Source organism: Paractinoplanes toevensis (genome assembly GCF_018332695.1).
GTDB classification, from domain to species: Bacteria; Actinomycetota; Actinomycetes; order Mycobacteriales; family Micromonosporaceae; genus Actinoplanes; species Actinoplanes toevensis.
Window position 1 is genome coordinate 40,020 of record NZ_BOQN01000156.1, and the last position, 19,684, is coordinate 59,703.

Annotated in this window: 21 protein-coding genes; 3 read left to right on the forward strand and 18 right to left on the reverse strand. The window is 69.7% G+C overall.

All coding sequences use genetic code 11. The features are described 5' to 3' along the window. Position 1 precedes the first annotated feature (1 nt). The 10 genes from gmk to pyrR all read right to left on the reverse strand — a co-directional run bounded on the left by gmk (position 2) and on the right by pyrR (position 11,910). Positions 2 to 601, reverse strand: coding sequence for a guanylate kinase (gene gmk / locus Ato02nite_RS47430; RefSeq protein WP_213013324.1), 600 nt, complete (start codon positions 599 to 601; stop codon positions 2 to 4). Positions 602 to 634: 33 nt separating this feature from the next. Continuing rightward, positions 635 to 952, reverse strand: coding sequence for an integration host factor, actinobacterial type (gene mihF / locus Ato02nite_RS47435; protein ID WP_020517554.1), 318 nt, complete (start codon positions 950 to 952; stop codon positions 635 to 637). A gap of 185 nt (positions 953 to 1,137) precedes the next feature. Next, positions 1,138 to 1,968: an orotidine-5'-phosphate decarboxylase gene (gene pyrF / locus Ato02nite_RS47440; protein ID WP_213013325.1), complete on the reverse strand. Its 831-nt coding sequence runs from the start codon at positions 1,966 to 1,968 to the stop codon at positions 1,138 to 1,140. 23 nt (positions 1,969 to 1,991) lie between these two features. Beyond that, positions 1,992 to 3,266 (reverse strand): adenosylmethionine--8-amino-7-oxononanoate transaminase, encoded by a 1,275-nt coding sequence (locus Ato02nite_RS47445; protein ID WP_213013326.1) that lies wholly within the window; start codon positions 3,264 to 3,266, stop codon positions 1,992 to 1,994. A 437-nt stretch (positions 3,267 to 3,703) separates the two neighbouring features. Further along, the gene (locus Ato02nite_RS47450) at positions 3,704 to 4,741 is read right to left on the reverse strand and encodes a quinone-dependent dihydroorotate dehydrogenase (RefSeq protein WP_213013327.1); all 1,038 of its coding nucleotides are present in this window, start codon (positions 4,739 to 4,741) and stop codon (positions 3,704 to 3,706) included. Next, the gene (gene carB / locus Ato02nite_RS47455; protein ID WP_213013328.1) at positions 4,738 to 8,055 is read right to left on the reverse strand and encodes a carbamoyl-phosphate synthase large subunit; all 3,318 of its coding nucleotides are present in this window, start codon (positions 8,053 to 8,055) and stop codon (positions 4,738 to 4,740) included. Before carB ends, Ato02nite_RS47450 begins: the two co-directional genes overlap by 4 nt. Positions 8,056 to 8,061: 6 nt before the next feature. Continuing rightward, positions 8,062 to 9,168: a glutamine-hydrolyzing carbamoyl-phosphate synthase small subunit gene (carA, locus tag Ato02nite_RS47460; RefSeq protein WP_213013329.1), complete on the reverse strand. Its 1,107-nt coding sequence runs from the start codon at positions 9,166 to 9,168 to the stop codon at positions 8,062 to 8,064. Beyond that, positions 9,168 to 10,433, reverse strand: coding sequence for a dihydroorotase (locus Ato02nite_RS47465; protein WP_213013330.1), 1,266 nt, complete (start codon positions 10,431 to 10,433; stop codon positions 9,168 to 9,170). Before Ato02nite_RS47465 ends, carA begins: the two co-directional genes overlap by 1 nt. Beyond that, on the reverse strand, positions 10,430 to 11,353 hold the full coding sequence (locus Ato02nite_RS47470; RefSeq protein WP_213013331.1) for an aspartate carbamoyltransferase catalytic subunit: 924 nt from the start codon (positions 11,351 to 11,353) through the stop codon (positions 10,430 to 10,432). Before Ato02nite_RS47470 ends, Ato02nite_RS47465 begins: the two co-directional genes overlap by 4 nt. Continuing rightward, the gene (gene pyrR, locus Ato02nite_RS47475) at positions 11,350 to 11,910 is read right to left on the reverse strand and encodes a bifunctional pyr operon transcriptional regulator/uracil phosphoribosyltransferase PyrR (protein WP_213013332.1); all 561 of its coding nucleotides are present in this window, start codon (positions 11,908 to 11,910) and stop codon (positions 11,350 to 11,352) included. The genes Ato02nite_RS47470 and pyrR overlap by 4 nt, the downstream gene beginning before the upstream one ends. Before the next feature lie 291 nt (positions 11,911 to 12,201). Between pyrR and bldD the strand changes: the two genes are divergently transcribed. Then, the gene (gene bldD / locus Ato02nite_RS47480; protein WP_020517563.1) at positions 12,202 to 12,690 is read left to right on the forward strand and encodes a transcriptional regulator BldD; all 489 of its coding nucleotides are present in this window, start codon (positions 12,202 to 12,204) and stop codon (positions 12,688 to 12,690) included. Between the two features lie 258 nt (positions 12,691 to 12,948). Here bldD and Ato02nite_RS47485 read toward each other — a convergent pair whose 3' ends face one another. Then, positions 12,949 to 13,218 (reverse strand): hypothetical protein, encoded by a 270-nt coding sequence (locus tag Ato02nite_RS47485; protein WP_213013333.1) that lies wholly within the window; start codon positions 13,216 to 13,218, stop codon positions 12,949 to 12,951. A 123-nt stretch (positions 13,219 to 13,341) separates the two neighbouring features. Here Ato02nite_RS47485 and Ato02nite_RS52770 point away from each other — a divergent pair, with 123 nt between their 5' ends. Then, a complete protein-coding gene (locus Ato02nite_RS52770) occupies positions 13,342 to 13,476 on the forward strand; it encodes a hypothetical protein (RefSeq protein WP_281419905.1) in 135 nt (44 codons plus the stop codon). Between the two features lie 17 nt (positions 13,477 to 13,493). Here the strand turns inward: Ato02nite_RS52770 and nusB are convergent, their stop codons facing one another. Genes nusB through aroB form a run of 4 tightly spaced genes read right to left on the reverse strand, consistent with a single transcriptional unit; the run spans position 13,494 to position 16,040 of the window. Beyond that, positions 13,494 to 13,904 carry a transcription antitermination factor NusB gene (gene nusB / locus Ato02nite_RS47490; RefSeq protein WP_213013350.1) on the reverse strand — a complete coding sequence of 137 codons (411 nt, stop codon included), beginning with the start codon at positions 13,902 to 13,904 and terminating at the stop codon, positions 13,494 to 13,496. 25 nt (positions 13,905 to 13,929) lie between these two features. Further along, entirely contained in the window at positions 13,930 to 14,487 is a 558-nt protein-coding gene (gene efp, locus Ato02nite_RS47495; RefSeq protein WP_213013334.1) for an elongation factor P, read from the reverse strand. A 54-nt stretch (positions 14,488 to 14,541) separates the two neighbouring features. Then, the gene (gene aroQ / locus Ato02nite_RS47500; RefSeq protein WP_213013335.1) at positions 14,542 to 14,976 is read right to left on the reverse strand and encodes a type II 3-dehydroquinate dehydratase; all 435 of its coding nucleotides are present in this window, start codon (positions 14,974 to 14,976) and stop codon (positions 14,542 to 14,544) included. Next, a complete protein-coding gene (gene aroB, locus Ato02nite_RS47505; protein WP_213013336.1) occupies positions 14,973 to 16,040 on the reverse strand; it encodes a 3-dehydroquinate synthase in 1,068 nt (355 codons plus the stop codon). The genes aroQ and aroB overlap by 4 nt, the downstream gene beginning before the upstream one ends. A 115-nt stretch (positions 16,041 to 16,155) precedes the next feature. Here aroB and Ato02nite_RS47510 point away from each other — a divergent pair, with 115 nt between their 5' ends. After that, positions 16,156 to 16,866, forward strand: a complete 711-nt coding sequence (locus Ato02nite_RS47510; protein WP_213013337.1) for a Clp protease N-terminal domain-containing protein — start codon at positions 16,156 to 16,158, stop codon at positions 16,864 to 16,866. Between the two features lie 142 nt (positions 16,867 to 17,008). On the opposite strand, the gene Ato02nite_RS47515 is transcribed toward Ato02nite_RS47510, so the two are convergent. From Ato02nite_RS47515 to aroC, 3 genes are read right to left on the reverse strand one after another with little or no spacing between them, the layout of a single operon-like run. Beyond that, positions 17,009 to 17,953, reverse strand: a complete 945-nt coding sequence (locus Ato02nite_RS47515) for an NADP-dependent oxidoreductase (protein WP_213013338.1) — start codon at positions 17,951 to 17,953, stop codon at positions 17,009 to 17,011. Between the two features lie 16 nt (positions 17,954 to 17,969). Further along, complete coding sequence (locus tag Ato02nite_RS47520) at positions 17,970 to 18,470, reverse strand: shikimate kinase (RefSeq protein WP_213013339.1); 501 nt, start codon at positions 18,468 to 18,470, stop codon at positions 17,970 to 17,972. Continuing rightward, positions 18,470 to 19,648 carry a chorismate synthase gene (aroC, locus tag Ato02nite_RS47525; protein WP_213013340.1) on the reverse strand — a complete coding sequence of 393 codons (1,179 nt, stop codon included), beginning with the start codon at positions 19,646 to 19,648 and terminating at the stop codon, positions 18,470 to 18,472. The genes Ato02nite_RS47520 and aroC overlap by 1 nt, the downstream gene beginning before the upstream one ends. Positions 19,649 to 19,684 lie beyond the last annotated feature (36 nt).

Consider the following 19,684-nt stretch of genomic DNA (forward strand, 5'->3'; position numbering starts at 1 on the left):
CTTAGTGTTCTGGAGCTTGCGCGGGCGTCAGAAACGATGAACCGAGCAATCCTACCAGCTCGTCTGCGGCCCGCTCGACGAAGTCGTTGACCACCGTACGGTCGAATTCTTTTTCGTGCGACAGCTCCTCGTCGGCATGGGCCAGCCGGCGACGGATGGTTTCTTCGTCCTCGGTGCCCCGGCCGATCAGTCGGCGCTTGAGCTCCTCGACGCTCGGTGGCGCGAGGAACACCAGTTGCGCGTGCGGCATGGTGGCGCGCACCTGGCGCGCTCCCTGCAGATCGATCTTCAGCAGGACCGGGCGGCCCTGACTCAACCAGCCCTCGACCTGGGCCCGCGGGGTCCCGTAGAGGTTCCCGGCGAACTCGGCCCACTCGAGCAGCTGACCGCCGTCGATCAGCCGTTGAAACTCCGAACGGTTCACGAAGTGGTAATGCTCGCCGTCGGTCTCGTAGTCGCGCTTCTTCCGTGTCGTCACCGACACGGAGAGCTTGATCCAAGGCGAGCGCGCCCGGATCAGCTCGATCACGCTGTCCTTGCCGACCCCGGAGGGACCGGAAAGGACGGTGAGGCGGGCTGCCGGGCGCGCGTCGTCATCCATGCTCACAAGGCTCATTCAACACGAGCCCATGAGTCAGTTCGCAGCGAACTCCCCCAGGAGGGCCTTGCGCTGCTGGTCGCCGAGGCCACGCAGGCGGCGGCTGTCGGCAATCTTGAGCTTCTCCATGATCTGGGTCGCTCGGATCTTGCCGATGCCCGGCAGCGCCTGAAGCACGGCCGAGACCTTCAGCTTGCCGACGACCTCGTCCTCCTCCGCGCGGTCCAGAACCGCGGCCAGAGTGGTCTTGCCGGACTTGAGCTGTTCCTTCAGCTCAGCCCGGGCCTTGCGAACTTCCGCGGCCTTTTCCAGCGCTGCAGCGCGCTGCTCGGGGCTCAGTGACGGGAGCGGCACCAGTTCTCCTCAGGTCCCTATCGCGGCGGTAGTTCAATACCGGCGCTTCTGTGAAACGTGGTGTGCCAGGGAACCAAAGGGGCATGTGGTTCCCGGCGCCGGGAAAACTAGCGGTCAATGGCGGTTTCGGCAACGTGGGGGTACCCCCTTACCCGCTGGACGCGTGCCTGGTAAGCAGGCGCGTTTCACCCGAGAGCGGCCCTGCAATCATCCACGGCGGCCTCTGCGGCGGCTCGCAGCGCGGACACGGAAGGTCCCGCATTGAGAACTTCCCGTGAGTACGAAGGCAGCACGTTGCGCAGGCTTTCGCCGAAGACGGAGCGCAGGTCGGAGGGGGTCGCACCCTGCGCTCCGAGGCCCGGCGCGAGTAACGGACCGTTCACTTCGGACAGGTCGTGACCGGTCCGACCGATCGTCGCGCCGACCACGAGACCAAGGTTGCCGAGCGGCTGGGCACCCCTGTTGACCTGGGAAATCTCGTCAATCACGGTCTGCGCGACGGTGCGGCCGTCGCTTCCGACGGCGTGCTGGACCGACGGTCCTTCCGGGTTCGACGTGAGCGCGAGAACGAAAACGCCGGCGCCGTTCGCGGCCGCCAGGTCGAATGCCGGCTGCAACGAGCCGACTCCGAGGTAGGGACTCACAGTAATCGCGTCGACACTCAGCGGGCTCGCCGAATCAAGATAAGCGGAGGCGTACGCGGCCATCGTCGAGCCGATGTCGCCCCTCTTCACGTCCAAAAGGACAAGGGATCCTGCATCGCGCAACTGTCGGATAGTTGACTCAAGAACGCCGATGCCACGTGACCCAAATCTCTCAAAAAACGCGGACTGCGGCTTCACCACAGCCACCCGATCGGCCAGTGCGTCGACCACCGTACGGGCGAAGCGTTCCAGGCCGGCGACGTCATCGGTGAGCCCCCAGCGAGTCAGCAGGGCGGCGTGCGGGTCGATGCCGACACACAGCGGCCCCCGCTTCTCGATGGCGTCCGTGAGCCGTTTCCCGAAGGTCTCCATGCGGCCTCAAAACCCCTTCCGTGTCAGCTTGCCGTCACCGCGGCGGCGATCCCGGCGGCGATGCGGGCAACGTCTTCTTCGTCCGCCACGTACGGCGGCATCGTGTAGATCAGATCCCGGAACGGCCGCAGCCAGACTCCGGCGTCGGCGGCCGCGGCGGTCGCCCTGGCCATCTCGACCGGATGATCGAGCTGAACCACCCCGATCGCGCCCAGGACCCGGACGTCGGCCACCCCCGGCGCCGCCCGCAGCGGTTCCAGGCCCTGTGCCAGTCCGTTTTCGATCACCCGAACGCGTGACCTCCAGTCGTGCTCCCGCAGCAACCCGAGCGAGGCGTTGGCGACCGCACAGGCGAGCGGGTTACCCATGAAGGTCGGCCCGTGCGCCAGCCCGCCCGCGTCCCCCGCCGAGATCGCCGCCGCGACCGCCGAGGTGCAGAGCGCCGCCGCCAGGGTGAGATAGCCACCCGTCAGCGCCTTCCCCACACACATGATGTCCGGAGCGACCCCGGCGTGATCGGCCGCGAAGAACTCCCCCGTCCGCCCGAACCCGGTGGCAATTTCATCAAAGATCAGGAAGATGCCGTACGCCTCCGTGGCCCGCCGCAGGACCCGCAGGTACTCCGGATGATGGAACCGCATCCCCCCGGCCCCCTGCACGACCGGCTCGACGATCACCGCCGCCACGTCGTCGGCATGCCGGGCGATCAGGTCCTCGAGCGCCGCCGCATAGCCGGGGTCGAACTCGGCCGGCGGCACGTCCGCGAAAACCTGCACCGGCAGCACCCCGGTCCAGAGCGAGTGCATCCCGCCCTCGGGATCGCACACGGTCATCGGGTGGAACGTGTCCCCGTGATACCCACCGCGCCACGTGAGCAGCCGCCGCCGGCCCGGGTGGCCGAGGGCGAGCTGAGCCTGCAGCGCCATCTTGATCGCGACCTCGACCGACACCGAGCCGGAGTCACAGAGAAAGACGTGCTCCAGCCCGTCCGGCGCGAGATCAACCAGCGTCGTGGCTAGGTCGATGGCCGGCTGATGGGTGAGCCCACCGAACATGACGTGACTCATCCGCCCCGCCTGCTCGGCGAGGGCCGCGTCGAGCACCGGGTGCCGATACCCGTGGATGGCCGCCCACCAGGACGACATCCCGTCGACGAGCTCCCGCCCGTCACCCAGCGTCAGCCGCACACCCTGAGCGCTCTCGACCAGGTAGGGATCGCTCCGGCCGGGCATCGGCCCATAGGGATGCCAGACATGCGCCCGATCAAGCGCAAGAAGCTCCCGCTCACTACGACTCAAGCCCCCACCCCAAACCACCACTCAATCCCAACCCAACGCCCGCAGCCCAGCGCCCGAGGCTCGCGCCCCAGGCCTCGCCGCCCAACCGCCCCGAAGTCCCGCAGCGCCGCAGCCGTGCATTGCCCGCGATCTTGTCGACTTCCGGCGAGCTCCGAACAGCAGCTCCACAAGATCGCGCGACGGGCGGACGCCGTCGAACCGGCGTGTGGCCGGGCGGGCGACGGGTCGAGCCGCGCCGGAAGCCGACTTCCCGGACCGCGAATCATGGAACGCCGCCCCGGACCGCAGACCATCGGCCGACGTCTGCGGCGGGTGGCCTCGGGGCTGCGGGCGTCTTCCCGCGTGTGACTGAGAGGCCTCGCTTGTAAGGCGAGTGCTCTCCCGGTGAAACGCGATGACCGGCCCGGCGGGCGATTGGTTGCTCGCCGGGCCGGTGTTCATCGGGTCTCTGCCTCCGCCCGCGCCCGGTGCGACGCGGCCGCTCGTGCCGCTCCCCGCACCAGCGCGGGCCCGTGGTAGATGAAACCGCTGTAGAGCTGCACCAGCGACGCCCCCGCGTCGAGCATCCGGGAAGCGTCGTCGGGGCTCATCACGCCGCCGACCCCGATGATCGGCAGCCGGCCGTCGGTCTCGGTGTGCACGAAGTGCACGACCTTGCGGGCTTTCTCGGTGAGCGGGCGCCCGGAGAGCCCGCCCGCCTCGGCCGCCCTGGGCTGGTCGGCCGGTGCCAGCCCTTCGCGGGCGAGGGTCGTGTTGGTGGCGATCACTCCGGCCGCGCCGTGGCTCAGGCACACCTCGAGGAGTTCGGCGATGGCCGGCTCGGTCAGGTCGGGGGCGATCTTCACGAGCACCGGGGTGTCTCCGGCCAGGGCGGTCAGCAGGTCGGCGACGGCCGATTTGTCCTGCAGGGTGCGCAGGCCGGGGGTGTTCGGCGAGGAGACGTTGACCGCGATGTAGTCGGCGTGGGGGTGCAGCAGCCGGTAGGACGTCAGGTAGTCCTCGACCGCCTCCTCCAGAGGGGTGACCTTGGACTTGCCCAACGAGATGCCGAGCGGGACACCGATCGGACCCAGCGCGGCGAGGCGCGCGGCGAGTGCCGCGGCCCCGGCGTTGTTGAAGCCCATCCGGTTGATGATCGCCTCGCTGTCGCGGAGCCGGAACAGCCGTGGCTTGTCGTTTCCCGGCTGCGCCTTCGCGGTCACCGTGCCGACCTCGACGAACCCGAACCCGAGCGCTGGCCAGGCCGGCAGCGCGTGCCCGTTCTTGTCGACCCCGGCCGCGAGCCCGACGGCGTTCGGGAAGCGCACCCCGAACACCTCGACCGGCGCGTCGGTGGCGTAGCGAGCGCGCAGCAGCGACCGGCTCCGCTCACCGAGCCGCCCCAGCCGATCGAGGGTGAACTCGTGCGCCTTCTCCGCGTCACCCCCGCCGATCCGGAAGAGAACCGGCCGAACCGCCCGCTCGAATGCGGTCATGCCTTGTCGCCCCGGAGGGCGGCGTGCAGCTCCTGCAGCGGGCGGACCGTCATGTCGCCGCGCATCAGGGCCTCGATGCCCATCACCGCGGCGGCGGCGCCCTGCGTGGTGGTGATGCTCGGGATGTCGGCGGTCACCGCGGCGCTGCGGATCTCGTAGCCGTCCGAGCGGGCACTCGCGCCCGAACCCTGCGGCGTGTTGATGATCATTGCGATCTCGCCGGCCAGGATGAGGGCCACGGCGTTCTGGCCGGGGCTCTCGAAGTGCTTCGGGACGATCTCGCAGGCGATGCCGTGGCGGCGCAGGACCTCGCCGGTGCCGGCCGTGGTGACGATGGTGAAGCCCAGGTCGGCGAGGCGCTTGATCGGGAAGATCATGGTGCGCTTGTCGCGGTTGGCCACCGAGACGAAGATCTTGCCGCTGGTCGGGAGTGACCCGTACGCGGCGGCCTGGGACTTGGCGAACGCCTGGCCGAAGCCGGCGTCGATGCCCATCACCTCGCCGGTCGACTTCATCTCGGGGCCGAGCAGGCTGTCCACGCCCTTGCCGTCGGGGCGGCGGAACCGCTTGAACGGCAGCACCGCTTCCTTGATGGCGATCGGCGCGTTCTCCGGCACGGTGCCGCCGTCGCCCTCGGGCAGCAGCAGGCCTTCCTCGCGGAGCTCGGCGATCGTCGCGCCGAGCATGATGCGGGCCGCGGCCTTCGCGAGCGGGACCGCGGTCGCCTTGGAGACGAACGGGACCGTGCGGGAGGCGCGCGGGTTGGCCTCCAGGACGTAGAGCGTGTCGTCCTTCAGGGCGTACTGGACGTTGAGCAGGCCACGCACGCCGACGCCGCGGGCGATCGCCTCGGTGTAGCGGCGCACCTCGGCCAGGTGCGAACCGGCCAGGGTGACCGGCGGCAGCGAGCAGGACGAGTCGCCGGAGTGGATGCCGGCCTCCTCGATGTGCTCCATCACGCCGCCCAGGTAGACCTCGCCGGTGTCGTCGCAGAGCGCGTCCACGTCGATCTCGATGGCGTCGTCGAGGAAGCTGTCGACCAGCACCGGGTGGTCGGGCGAGATCTGGGTGGCCCGCTCGATGTAGCCGGCCAGAGTCGGCTCGTCGTAGACGATCTCCATGCCGCGGCCGCCGAGCACGTAGGACGGGCGGACCAGCACCGGGTAACCGATCGTGTCGGCGATCGCCTTGGCCTCGTCGAAGCTGGTGGCGGTGCCGTGGTCGGGCGAGCGCAGGCCGGCCTTGGCCAGCACCGCGCCGAACAACCCGCGGTCCTCGGCCAGGTCGATCGACTCCGGCGAGGTGCCGACGATGGGTACGCCGGCCGCCTTGAGCCGGTTGGCCAGGCCGAGCGGGGTCTGACCGCCGAGTTGCACGATCACGCCGACGACGCCGGGACCACCGGCCGCCTTGCCGCTGGAGTCCTCGGAGTGGAAGACCTCGAGGACGTCCTCGAAGGTGAGCGGCTCGAAGTAGAGCCGGTCGGCGGTGTCGTAGTCGGTCGACACGGTCTCCGGGTTGCAGTTGACCATGACGGTCTCGTAGTTGACGCTGCGCAGCGCCATGACCGCGTGCACGCAGGAGTAGTCGAACTCGATGCCCTGCCCGATCCGGTTCGGCCCGGAGCCGAGGATGAGGACCTTGGGCCGGTCGCTCGGCGCGACCTCGTTCTCCTCGTCGTACGTCGAGTAGTGGTACGGGGTGTCGGCCTCGAACTCGGCCGCGCAGGTGTCCACGGTCTTGTAGACCGGGCGGACCCCGAGCCGGTGCCGCAGGATGCGCACCCCGTCCTCGCCGGCCAGCTCGGGCCGCAGCGCGGCGAGCTGCCGGTCGGAGAGCCCGGACCGCTTGGCCCGGCGCAGCAGTTCCTCGTCGAGCACCGCGGCGTCGGAAATGTCGCGTCGCAGCTCCACCAGCGCCTGGATCTCCTCCAGGAACCAGGGGTCGATCCCCCCGCTGGCCTCGAAGACCTGGTCGATGGTCGCGCCGAGCCGCAGGGCATGCTCCACCGTGTAGAGACGACCGTCGTGCGGAATGCGCAAAGCGGCCAGGACATCGTCCAAAGAGTCCGAATTATCAGGCCCAGTCCAGAAACCCGACAAAGAGGTCTCCATCGACCGCATCGCCTTGTTCAGCGCCTCGGCGAAGTTGCGCCCGAGGGACATCGCCTCGCCGACCGACTTCATCGTGGTGGTCAGCTCGGGGTCGGCGCCGGGGAACTTCTCGAACGCGAACCGCGGGATCTTCACGACCACGTAGTCGAGGGCCGGCTCGAACGCGGCCGGCGTCTTGAGGGTGATGTCGTTCGGGATCTCGTCGAGGGTGTAGCCGATGGCCAGCTTGGCCGCGATCTTCGCGATCGGGAAGCCGGTGGCCTTCGAGGCGAGGGCCGATGATCGGGACACCCGCGGGTTCATCTCGATCACGACGAGACGGCCGTCGGCCGGGTTGACCGCGAACTGGATGTTGCAACCACCGGTGTCGACGCCGACCTCACGCAGCACCGCGATGCCGAGGTCGCGCAGGTCTTGGTACTCCCGGTCGGTGAGGGTCATGGCCGGGGCCACGGTCACCGAGTCGCCGGTGTGCACGCCCATCGGGTCGATGTTCTCGATCGAGCAGACGACCACGACGTTGTCGTTCTTGTCGCGCATCAGCTCGAGCTCGTACTCCTTCCAGCCGAGCACGCTCTCCTCGATGAGCACCTCGGTCACGGGCGAGGCGGCCAGGCCGGCCCCGGCAATCCGCTCGAGATCCTCGCGGGTGTGCGCCATGCCCGAGCCGAGGCCGCCCATGGTGAAGGACGGCCGGATGACCACCGGAAGGCCAAGATCCTCGACGGTCGAGAAAACTTCCTCGAGTGAGTGACACACCCGCGAGCGCGGAGTGTCGCCCCCGGCCTTCGCCACGATGTCCTTGAAGAGCTGGCGGTCCTCGCCGCGGCGGATGGCGTCGATGTTGGCGCCGATCAGCTCGACGCCGTACTTCTCCAGCACGCCGCTCTCGTGCAGGGCGACGGCCGTGTTCAGCGCGGTCTGCCCACCCAGCGTGGGCAGGATCGCGTCCGGCCGTTCCTTGGCGATGACCAGCTCGACGAACTCGGGGGTGATCGGCTCGACGTAGGTGGCGTCGGCGAACTCCGGGTCGGTCATGATCGTGGCCGGGTTGGAGTTGACCAGCGAGACGCGCAGGCCCTCGGCGCGCAGCACCCGGCACGCCTGGGTGCCGGAGTAGTCGAACTCGCAGGCCTGCCCGATGACGATCGGCCCGGAGCCGATCACCATCACATGCTTCAAATCGGAGCGCTTAGGCATGAGTGGTCAGCCCTTCTTTTCCACGAGCTCGACGAACCGGTCGAAGAGGTAGTCGGCGTCGTGCGGCCCGGCGGCGGCCTCGGGGTGGTACTGGACGGTGAAGGCGGGGACGTCGATCCCCCGCAGGCCTTCGACCACGTTGTCGTTGAGGCAGACGTGCGAGACCTCGACCCCGCCGAAGTCGGTGTCGATCACGCTGTTGAGCGGTGCGTCGACCGCGAAGCCATGGTTGTGCGAGGTCACCTCGACCTTGCCGGTGGTCTTGTCGAGCACCGGCTGGTTGATGCCGCGGTGGCCGTAGCCGAGCTTGTAGGTGCCGAAGCCCAGCGCCCGCCCCAAGATCTGGCTGCCGAAGCAAATTCCGAAGAGAGGCGTACACTGCCGCATCACCTCACGGGCCAGCGCGACCGGCCCGTCCGCGGTCGCCGGGTCACCGGGCCCGGGCGAGAAGAACACGGCGTCGGGGCTGACCGCGAGCAGTTCCTCGATCGAGGACGAGGCCGGGAAGATGTGCGTGGTGACGCCGCGAGCCGCGAGCCGGCGGGCGACGTTGCGCTTGATACCGAGGTCGAGCGCCGCGACCGTGTACCGGTGCTCGCCGACCGCGTCGACGGTGTAGAGCGAGGGCGTCGAGACCTCGGCCGACAGGTCCGCGCCGATCATCTGCGGCGCGCCGACAACCCGCGAAAGCAGCGAGGCCGGGTCGAGATCCACGCTGGACACCCCGACCCGCATGGCCCCGCGTGAGCGGAGATGACGAGTCAGCGCTCGGGTATCGATCCCGCTGATCCCGACGACACCCTCGGCGGCAAGGCGATCTTCCAGAGAACCGGTCGAGCGCCAGTTCGACGGCCGCCGTGCGGGATCCCGCACGACATATCCGGCAACCCAGATTTTGCCCGATTCGTCATCCTCGGAGTTGACGCCGGTGTTGCCGATCATCGGCGCCGTCTGCACAACAACCTGCCGGTGATACGACGGATCGGTCAAAGTCTCCTGATAACCGGTCATCCCGGTGGTGAACACGGCTTCGCCGAAGGTCTCCCCCACGGCCCCATAAGCCGAACCATGGAAAACACGACCGTCCTCGAGTACGAGGATCGCTTTCGTCATTACTTCACAGCCTTCCCGTCGAGGACCGTCGGCTCTCCCCGGAGGAAGGTCGCCACGATGCGACCCGGCAGGGTGGTGCCCGAGTACGGCGTATTGCGGCTGCGGCTCGCCAGCTCGGCCGGGTCGACGACCCGCCGGGCGGACGGGTCCACCAGCGTGAGGTTGGCCGGCGAGCCGACCGCGAGGTCGGTGCCGTGCCCGTCGAGGCCCGCGATCCGGGCCGGGGTGCGCGACATCCGGTCGGCGATCAGATCCCACCGCTCACCGAGGACGCTCAGCACGATCGAGAGCGCGGTCTCCAGCCCGAGCATGCCGGGCCGGGCGTACGCCCACTCGCATTCCTTGTCCTCCACGGCGTGCGGCGCGTGGTCGGTGGCGACGACGTCGATGACCCCGTCGACCAGGGCCTGGCGCAGCGCGGCGACGTCGGACGCCGTACGCAATGGGGGGTTGACCTTGTAGACCGGGTCGTAGGAGGCGGCCAACTCGTCGGTCAGCAGCAGGTGGTGCGGCGTGACCTCGGCGGTCACCCGTACCCCCCGGGCCTTGGCCTGTCGCAGCACCTCGACCGACCCGGCGGTGGAGACGTGGCAGACGTGCAGGCGGCTGCCGACGTGCTCGGCCAGGAGCACGTCGCGGGCGATGATCGCCTCTTCGGCCACCGCGGGCCAGCCGGTGAGGCCGAGCCGCGTGCTGACCTCGCCCTCGTGCATCTGCGCGCCCTCGGTGAGCCGGGGCTCCTCGGCGTGCTGCGCGATGATGCCGTCGAACGCCTTCACATATTCCAGGGCGCGCCGCATCAGGCGCGGGTCGGCGACGCAGAAGCCGTCGTCGGAGAAGATGCGCACGCCGGCCGCCGAGGTGGCCATCGCGCCGAGCTCGGCGAGCTGCTTGCCGGCCAGCCCGACGGTGACCGCCCCGATCGGCTGCACGTCGACCAGGCCGGCCTCCCGGCCGAGCCGCCAGACCTGCTCGACCACGCCGGCGGTGTCGGCGACCGGCGAGGTGTTGGCCATCGCGAAGACCGCCGTGTAGCCGCCCAGCGCGGCGGCCCGGGAGCCGGTCTCGACGGTCTCGGCGTCTTCCCGGCCGGGCTCGCGCAGGTGGGTGTGCAGGTCGACGAGCCCGGGCAGGGCAACGAGGCCGGAGCCGTCGACGACATCCTCGGTGCCATCCGCAGCCGCGACGACAAACCCGTCACGAATTACCAAATCGGACGCAGAGGCTCCGAGAACGGAGACGCCCTGGATCAAAAACCCGGTCACGCTTTGCCCCCAAGCAGCAGATAGAGAACCGCCATCCGGGCGGAAACCCCGTTGGCGACCTGTTCGACGATCGTGGAGCGGGACGAGTCGGCCACCTCGGGCGTGATCTCCATCCCGCGGTTCATCGGCCCCGGGTGCATGACGATCGCGTGCTCGGGCAGCTTGCGCATGCGCGCGAGGTCGAGACCGTAGCGCCGGCTGTACTCCCGGGCGGAGGGGAAGTACGAGTCCTGCATGCGCTCGGTCTGCACTCGCAGCATCATCACGACGTCCATGTCGGGCAGAACGCTATCGAGGTCGTACGACACTTTTGTGGCCGGCGAGAGCGCCGCCGCGATGTCCCGCGGCACCAGCGTCGGCGGCCCGACCAGGGTGACGTGCGCGCCCAGCGTGGTCAGCAGCAGCACATTGGAGCGGGCGACCCGGCTGTGCAGGACATCGCCGACGATCGCCACCCGGAGGCCGGCGAGCCGGCCGAGCCGCGAGCGCATCGTAAAGGCGTCCAGCAGCGCCTGGGTCGGGTGCTCGTGCGTGCCGTCACCCGCGTTGATCACCGAGCCGTCGACCCACGAGGCGAGCCGGTGCGGCGCCCCCGAGGCCGAGTGCCGGATGACGACCGCGTCGGCGCCCATTGCCTGCAATGTGAGAGCGGTGTCCTTCAGGCTCTCACCCTTCGAGACGCTGGAGCCTTTGGCCGAAAAATTGATGACATCCGCGGAGAGACGCTTGGCGGCGGCTTCGAACGAGATCCGGGTACGGGTGGAGTCCTCGTAGAAAAGGTTGACCACCGTGCGGCCCCGGAGGGTCGGCAGCTTCTTGACCTCACGGCCGGCCAGCGCGGCCATCTCCCCCGCGGTGTCCAGGATCAGGGTGGCGGTGGCCAGGTCCAGATCGGCGGCCGACCGAAGATGCTTGATCATTTGTCGCTCCCGGTCAGCTTGACCTCGTCCAGCCCGTCGATCTCGAGCAGCGACACCCGCACGCTCTCGGAGACCGCGGTCGGAATGTTCTTGCCGACGTAGTCGGCCCGGATCGGCAACTGCCGGTGACCGCGGTCGACCAGAACGGCGAGCTGCACCGACGAGGGGCGGCCGACGTCGTTGAGCGCGTCGAGCGCGGCCCGCACCGTACGGCCGGAAAACAGCACGTCATCGACCAGAATGACCCGCCGTCCGTCGATGCCGCCGCCGGGCAGCTCGGTCTTGCCGAGCGCCCGCGTGGCGTGCAGCCGGAGGTCGTCGCGGTAGAGGGTGATGTCGAGCGACCCGACCGGAACGTCGATGTCCTCGAAGGCGTGGATGCGCGCCGCCAGGCGCTGGGCGAGCGGCACTCCGCGGGTCGGGATCCCGAGCAGCACGGTGCCGGTGGCGCCGGACGTCTTCTCGAGAATCTGATGGGCGATGCGGTCGACGACCCGATGCAGGTCGGACTCACCCAAAATGATCTTGCTGGTGGTGTCGGCACGCGGCGATGCCACGGCGGACCTCCTTCCCCGCCTCACGGGACGGGTCGTTAAAGGACGTCGACGGGAACCCCGAAAGAAGGCTTCCCGATGGCTGACGCTACGTTACCAGTGGACGCGGCGTTGACCATGGTGACGTGCCCGACCCCCGGTGCCACCCGGACGAATCCGGCAGATCCCCCGAGGGCCGCGCGACTCATCGGTAACCAACACTTGACCGGCGGTCGCACACTGCGTACCGTCACGCTGCGTAGCGATCGCGGAGGAAGAACCCTCCGGGCCAGCACAGTACTGGGAGTGTTCCGAATGCCGTCTGAGTACGCCAAGTCGTTGGGCGCCCGCCTGCGCTCCATCCGGCAGCAGCAGGGCCTGAGCCTGCAGGGTGTCGAAGAGAAGTCGAACGGCCGCTGGAAGGCCGTAGTGGTGGGCTCGTACGAGCGCGGCGACCGCGCGGTCACCGTGTCGCGCCTCGCCGAGCTGGCCGACTTCTACCGCGTGCCCGTCTCGGAACTGCTGCCCGACGGCAGCGGTGTCCGCCTCGAGGCCACCAACAAAATCGTGCTTGACCTGGAAAAACTGTACGACACCACGGGCGAGGACCTCGCCTACGTCGCACGGTACGCCCGGGCCATCCAGCAGCAGCGCGGCGACTACAACGGCCGCGTCCTCTCCATCCGCGCCGACGACCTGCGCGCGCTCGCCATCGTCTACGACATCTCCCCCTCGGGCTTGATCGAGCGCCTGACCGAGCAGGGTGTCCTGGTAGCCGACCCCCGCGCGTTCTTCGCCAGCTGACCCCACGGCTGAAGCACCACCCCCTTCCCATCCCCCAGCGCCGCCAGGCGCCCTGACATCGCCGAGGCCCGCGGTAATCCCGCGGGCCTTTCGCGTCGCCCGGAACCGGTCGCAGCGCGGCGGTGGAAGCATGCCGCACGATCGATGTCACCGACCGTGCGGACCGCCCCTGCACGTCCAACAGCAACGCCCGTTTTCGCACATCGAGTGAACGCGAAAACTCAATTCACGCCGCCCGGGTCGAGGCCGATTCCACCCTCAGTGATGGTGAAACGTGTTGTGTTCCCCGATGCCGACCGACGTGGCGTTCAGCGTCCCGATGGAGACTCCCGGCCCCGACTGCGGAGAGTTCCGCACGGTGCTGGTGTCCCGGGTGACGTCCTCGTCCGGCACGAAGATCCAGGCCCGGTGTTCGAAGCCGAGGCCCTCGTGGATCGCCACCCGCAGCCGGATCCGATGGTCGGCGCCGCGGTAGCGGTTCACGTCGGCGAGCAGCCGATCGAGCACCGGCGCCAGCTCCCCGACCACGAGCTGCTGCGCAATGCGGTACGCGGTGGATCGTGGCGGCTTCCGCGGATGGTCTTCCGCGCGGTCCCGCGGACCTGCACGGAAATCGGGCTCGCGGCGAGCCGACTCCGGAAGCGGCGGCTGGTGGAGCGCACCGTCCGGCGCGGGCGCCCGTTCGATTTCGGCGCCAACATCACCCTGCGCGAAGGCATATCGACCGTCGATGTCGAGGAACTCCACTACAACGCGGTCATAACCGGGCGGCCGGGATCGGCGTGATCCCGGCCGATCGCGCCTTAACGCGAGGCGAACTCGGCGATGCGGCCGAGGATGCCGTTGAGGAAGCGCGGGCTGTCGTCCGTCGACATCTGCTTGGCCAACTCGACCGCCTCGGTGATCGCGACCGGGTCGTCGATCTCCGGAACGTAGAGCAGCTCGTAGACCGCGATGCGGGCCAGGTTGCGGTCGACGACCGGCATGCGGTCGAGCGTCCAGCCCTCGGCGTAGCTGGCCAGCAGCTCGTCGATGCGGTCCAGGTTTTTCGCCACGCCCTCGACCAGCAGGACCGCGTAGTCCATGTGGTCGGGGCGGGGCTTCTCGATCCGCTCGAGGTAGGTGCGCAACACCTCGCTGGGGGGAAGGTCCCGCAGGTCGGCCTCGTAGAGCACGTCCAGAGCCCGCTTACGTGCCTTGCGGCGGGCGGGCATCTGGGTCTTGGGGGCCTCCGCCATATCAGGAACGACCGAGGTAACGGCCGTCGCGGGTGTCGACCTTGATCTTCTCGCCGGTGGTGATGAACAGCGGAACGTTCACGGTGGCACCGGTCTCCACGGTCGCCGGCTTGGTGCCGCCGGTGGAGCGGTCGCCCTGCAGGCCCGGCTCGGTGTAGGTGACCTCGAGGAAGACGCTGGTCGGCAGCTCGATGTAGAGCGGCACACCCTCGTGGGTGGCGACCGTCGCCTCCGCCTCGGGGAGCAGGTAGTTCGCGTTTTCGCCGACGGTGCCGGCGGGGACGGTGATCTGGTCGTAGGTGTCCAGATCCATGAAGACGAAGTCTTCGCCGTCGAGGTACAGGTATTGCATCGTGCGCTTGTCGACCGTCGCGGTGTCGACCTTGGTGCCGGCGTTGAAGGTCTTGTCGACGACCTTGCCGGACAGCACGTTCTTCAGCGTGGTGCGCACGAACGCCCCACCCTTACCGGGCTTGACGTGCTGGAACTCCACGACGGACCAGAGATCGCCGTCGAGGTTGAGAACCAGGCCGTTCTTAAGGTCGTTCGTGGAAGCCATGACCTGCCTAAATCCTGGGGAAACTTATCGGTGACCGTCCGAGTTTACCGACGACTACGCCTGGTCGCCCAATTGGGCCAGGTGCTCCAGCGCCAGTCGGTAACCGTCGACACCCAAGCCCATGATCACGCCGGTGGCAACGGATGAGATGACCGACTTGTGGCGAAACTCCTCGCGGCGGTGGATGTTGGAGATATGCACCTCGATGAGGCTTCCGCGCAGCATGGCGCAGGCGTCCCGGATCGCGATGTTGTAGTGCGTCCAGGCGGCCGGGTTGAGCACCACGTGCGCCCCCGCGTCGGCCGCCTCGTGCAGCCACTTGATCATCTCGAACTCGGCGTCGGTCTGCCGCACCTCGACGTCGACGTCGAGCCGCTTGCCGGTCGTCAGGCAGAGGTCGACCAGGTCGGTGTAGGTGGTGTGCCCATAGATCTCCGGCTCGCGAATGCCGAGCCGGCCGATGTTCGGACCGTTCAGCACGTAGATCATCGCGCCACCTCCGCATAGGCCTCGACCAGCAGCTCCTCGCTCGGCCCGGTGAGAATCCCCGGCTTCGCCAGGCCGTCCAACACCACGAACCGCAGGGTGGCTGCCCGCGTCTTCTTGTCGACGCGCATCGCGCTCAGCAGGTCGGTCCAGGCCTCCTGACCGTACGCCGTGGGCAGCCCCACCTGGTCGAGCACCGCCCGGTGGCGCGCCGCGGTCGCCGCGTCGAGCCGCCCGGACAGCCGGGACAGCGCCGCCGCGAAGATCAGCCCGACCGAGACGGCGTGACCGTGCTTCCAGGTGTATTTTTCGCGTTTCTCGATGGCGTGCCCGAGCGTGTGCCCGTAATTGAGGATCTCGCGCAGCCCCGACTCCTTGAGGTCGACGCTGACCACGTCGGCCTTGACCTGGATGGCCCGCTCGACCAGCTCGCGCAGCGTCCTGCCGGCCGGGTCAGCGGCGCCGGCCGGGTCACCCTCGACGAGCTCGAGAATGCGCGGGTCGGCGATGAACCCGCACTTGATCACCTCGGCCAGGCCGGCGGTGAGGTCGTCGGGCGGGAGAGTCGTCAGCGCGTCGAGGTCGCAGAGCACCCCGGCGGGCGGGTGGAACGCGCCGACCAGGTTTTTGCCGGCGTCGATGTTGACCCCGGTCTTGCCACCCACCGAAGCGTCGACCATGCCCAGCAGCGACGTCGACACCGGCACCCAGCGCACGCCGCGCAACCAGCTGGCGGCGACGAACCCGGCCAGGTCGGTGACCGCTCCCCCGCCAACCCCGACCACCACGTCGGTGCGGGTGAAGCCGGCCTTGCCGAGCTCGTCCCAGCACTGCGCGGCGACGGCGACGGTCTTGCCGCGCTCGGCGTCGGGCACCTCGATCGGTGTCACGCCGGGCAGCGCGGCGGCGATGCGCTCGGCCCGCTCCCGCAGCGGCGCCGAGTAGAGCACCGCGACCCGGGCCGCGCCGTCGATCAGCCCCGGCAGCTCGCCGTCGAGATCATTGCCGACCAGCACGTCATACGCCCGGTCACCACCCACGTGAATCCGCGTAACCACGGCCGCCACCCTATCGGCGGCCCCCGGCGAAACCCGCCGCACCCGGCTGGGGTTCCACCCCTCGGACGCTTTCGGCGTTGATGGGGTTATATCTTTATGCCCCCAGAGGGGTTACAAAAGTGTCATGCCAAAAATCAACGTGTACCTGCCCGATGACCTGGCCGACGCGGTCCGCGACTCCGGTGTTCCCGTCTCGGCGATCTGCCAGCGAGCCCTGGAGCAGGCCATCCGCCGCATGCAGGCGATCCGCGAGGTGAGCCTGAGCGACCTCGACCCGGCGTCGTTCTCGGAGCGGCTGCCGAGCTTCACCGGCCGCCTGGTGATGGCCCTGAGCCTGGCCGCCGACCGGGCCAAGGCGGCCAGCACCACGATCGTGACCACCGGCGATCTGCTCGGCGGTCTGCAGGCCGAGGGCAGCAACCTGGCCCTGCAGATCCTCACCGCGATGGACGTGGCCCCGGCGTCGCTGACCGCCCCGTCCACCCCGGAGCCGGCGGTCGCCGGCGAGGCCCTGCGGTTCAGCAACCCGGCCGCGGTCGCCCTGGAGCTGGCGGTCGGCGAGGCGGTCGGCTTCGGCCACAACTACGTCGGCTGCGAGCACCTGCTCGTCGCCCTGGCCGGCGAGCCCGACGGCACCGCCGGCGAACTGCTGCGCACCCGCGGAGTCGACGCCCGGTCCACCCGCCGCGCGGTGGCCGCGGCCCTGGCCGGCTACGTGCACCTGCGCGCCAGCGCCACCCAGGCCCCACCGGCATCGGCGCTGATGGCAGCCTTCCGCACCGAGCTGGCCCCCCTGATCGAGCGCATCGAACGCCTCGAGGCCCGAGCGAACTGAAAGCCGCCGCCCAGTCGACCGGCCGCTGAGGGCCGGCCGCCGAGGCCCGGGCCGACGGGGGCCGGGCCGACGGAGGCCGGGCCGACGGAGGCCGGGCCGACGGAGGCCGGGCCGACGCGGGCCGCCCGGGTGGCGCCGGTGGTCAGGCGGCGGGCCGGCGGCCGGCGTTCGCCGGGAGTTCGGTGGACAGGACGATCTTGCCGCGGGTGTGGCGGGCGGCCAGTTCGGTGTAGGCCTCCCGGACGGCGTCGAGCGGGTAGACCGCGGCTATCGGCAGGACGACGCGGCCCCAGGCGATCTCCTCGGCCATGAAGGCCAGGATCTCGGCGTCGCTGCCGGCCGAGCTGCCCTCGGTCTTGGCGCCGGCCTTCGCGGCGGCCGGGTAATCGATGATCGTGTTGATGCGGGACGGGTCGACGCCGAGGTCGACGGCCAGATCGACGTACCCGTTCCCGTACGTGTCGATGACGGCGTCGATGCCGGCGGGCAACCGTTTCGCCAGATCGTCGCCGTAGGCGACGGGGGTTGCGCCGACCGAGCGCAACCAGGTCGCGTTGGTCTCGCTCGCGATGCCGATCACGTCGGCACCGAGGTTGCGGGCCAGCTGGACCGCGAGCGAGCCGACGCCGCCGGCCGCGCCGCTGACCACGACCGTCTCGCCGGCCGTGGGCTGCACCGCGCGGACCGCGGCGTAGGCGGTCACGCCGGCCACGAAGAGACCGCCGGCCCGGATCCAGTCCAGGGCCAGGGGCTTGCGGGTGAGGTGGTCGGCCGGGACCACGACGTGGTCGGCGTGCGAGGAGCGCCAGTCGGACCAGCCGAGGACCTCGTCGCCGACCGCGAACTCGGTGACCGAACCGCCCACCTCGATCACGCGGCCGGCGAAGTCGCTGCCCTCGCCGGACGGGAAGGTGGCCGGCCAGCGGTCGTGCAGCAGGCCCGTGCGGATGGAGATCTCGCCGGGGTTGATGCCGGCCGCGACCACCTCGACGAGGACCTGGTCGGCGGCGGGCCGGGGTGGTTCGACGTCCTCGATGCGCAGGACGTCGACGTCGCCGTACTGATCGAAACGAACCGCTCGTGACATGCGACCAATACTTGCTCTACTTGAGCAGGGTGACGACCTCATCGGCGATGTCGGCTGGATCACGGCCGTCGGTGGCGACCGTGTGGGTCGCCACCGCGGAGTAGAGCGGGCGGCGCTGGTCCAGCAGGTATTTCAGGGTGGCACGCGGGTTCATCGCGAGCAGCGGACGACCGGCGCCGAGGCCGACCCGTCGCACCGCGTCGGACAGCTCGACCGACAGGTAGACGACGGTGTGCCGGCTGAGCAGCTCGCGGGTCTCCTCGCTGAGGATCGCGCCGCCGCCGAGGGCCAGGATGCCGGCGAAATCCGCCAGGGCGGTGGCGATGGCCGCGCGCTCCAGCGCACGGAAAGCGTCCTCGCCGTCGTCGATGAAGATCTCCGGGATCGGCTTGCCGGCCTCGGCCTCGATGATCGCGTCGGTGTCCACGAACGGGACGCCGAGCACGCCGGCGACCAGCCCGCCGATGGTGGTCTTGCCGGCGCCAGGCGCACCGACGATCACGGCGATCGGAGCCATCAGCGGATCACCAGGGCGTCCAGGTAGCTCGCCAGGTTGCGGCGGATCTCACCGACCGAGTCGCCGCCGAACTTCTCCACCGCGGCCTCGGCCAGCACCAGGGCCACCATCGCCTCGGCGACCACCCCGCCGGCCGGCACCGCGCAGACGTCGGACCGCTGGTTGATGGCGGTGGCCGGCTCGCCGGTGACGACGTCGATGGTCTGCAGGGCGCGGTTCAGCGACGAGATCGGCTTGAGCGCGGCGCGCACCCGCAGCGGTTCGCCGTTGGTGATGCCGCCCTCGAGGCCGCCGGCTCGGTCGGTGACCCGCTTGACGCCGTCGGGGGTCGGGATGATCTCGTCATGCGCCACCGAGCCGCGCGAGCGGGCCTGGGTGAAGCCGTCGCCGATCTCGACGCCCTTGACCGATTGAATGGACATCAGGGCGGCGGCCAGCCGGCCGTCCAACTTGCGGTCCCATTGGACATGGGATCCAAGACCGGGGGGTACGCCGTACGCCAGCACCTCGACGATGCCGCCCAGCGTGTCGGCGTCCTTCTTGGCCGCGTCGACCTCGGCGACCATCCGGGCGCTCGCCTCGGGGTCGAGGCAGCGCAGCGGGTCGGCGTCGATGCGCTCGGCGTCCTCCGGGGTGGGGATCAGGCCGGTCTTGGCGGCCACCGAGCCCAGCTCGATGACGTGCGACACGATCTCGATGCCGAGGGCCTGCTTGATCAGGGCTTTCGCCACCACCCCGACGGCGACCCGGGCCGCGGTCTCGCGGGCGCTGGCGCGCTCGAGGATCGGGCGGGCGTCGGTGTGCGCGTATTTCTGCATGCCGGCCAGGTCGGCGTGGCCGGGGCGCGGCCGGGTGAGCGGCTCGTTGCGGGCCTGGGCGGCCAGCTCGGCCGGGTCGACCGGGTCGGCGGCCATCACGGTCTGCCACTTGGGCCACTCGCTGTTGCCGATCCGGATGGCGACCGGGCTGCCCTGCGTCACGCCGTGCCGGATGCCGCCGATCAGCTCGAGCTCGTCCTGCTCGAACTTCATCCGGGCGCCGCGGCCGTAGCCGAGCCGGCGGCGCGCGAGATCGCGCCCGATTTCCGCACTCGTCACTTCCACCCCGGCGGGAACGCCTTCGAGGAGCGCGACGAGCGCCGGGCCATGGGATTCACCTGCGGTCAGCCAGCGCAACACGGGTCACAGTCTGGCACGCCGCCCCCGCTGCCGGTC

Excerpts from the sequence above, each read along its gene's own strand:
- carB (WP_213013328.1), bottom strand. The coding sequence starts at position 8,055 with ATGCCTAAGCGCTCCGATTTGAAGCATGTGATGGTGATCGGCTCCGGG.
- Ato02nite_RS47450 (WP_213013327.1), bottom strand. The coding sequence starts at position 4,741 with ATGACCGCATTCGAGCGGGCGGTTCGGCCGGTTCTCTTCCGGATCGGC.
- carA (WP_213013329.1), bottom strand. The coding sequence starts at position 9,168 with ATGACGAAAGCGATCCTCGTACTCGAGGACGGTCGTGTTTTCCATGGT.
- nusB (WP_213013350.1), bottom strand. The coding sequence starts at position 13,904 with ATGCCCGCCCGCCGCAAGGCACGTAAGCGGGCTCTGGACGTGCTCTAC.
- bldD (WP_020517563.1), top strand. The coding sequence starts at position 12,202 with ATGCCGTCTGAGTACGCCAAGTCGTTGGGCGCCCGCCTGCGCTCCATC.
- efp (WP_213013334.1), bottom strand. The coding sequence starts at position 14,487 with ATGGCTTCCACGAACGACCTTAAGAACGGCCTGGTTCTCAACCTCGAC.
- Ato02nite_RS47520 (WP_213013339.1), bottom strand. The coding sequence starts at position 18,470 with ATGGCTCCGATCGCCGTGATCGTCGGTGCGCCTGGCGCCGGCAAGACC.
- gmk (WP_213013324.1), bottom strand. The coding sequence starts at position 601 with ATGGATGACGACGCGCGCCCGGCAGCCCGCCTCACCGTCCTTTCCGGT.
- pyrF (WP_213013325.1), bottom strand. The coding sequence starts at position 1,968 with ATGGAGACCTTCGGGAAACGGCTCACGGACGCCATCGAGAAGCGGGGG.
- Ato02nite_RS47470 (WP_213013331.1), bottom strand. The coding sequence starts at position 11,353 with ATGATCAAGCATCTTCGGTCGGCCGCCGATCTGGACCTGGCCACCGCC.
- Ato02nite_RS47510 (WP_213013337.1), top strand. The coding sequence starts at position 16,156 with ATGCCAAAAATCAACGTGTACCTGCCCGATGACCTGGCCGACGCGGTC.
- aroQ (WP_213013335.1), bottom strand. The coding sequence starts at position 14,976 with ATGATCTACGTGCTGAACGGTCCGAACATCGGCCGGCTCGGCATTCGC.
- Ato02nite_RS47515 (WP_213013338.1), bottom strand. The coding sequence starts at position 17,953 with ATGTCACGAGCGGTTCGTTTCGATCAGTACGGCGACGTCGACGTCCTG.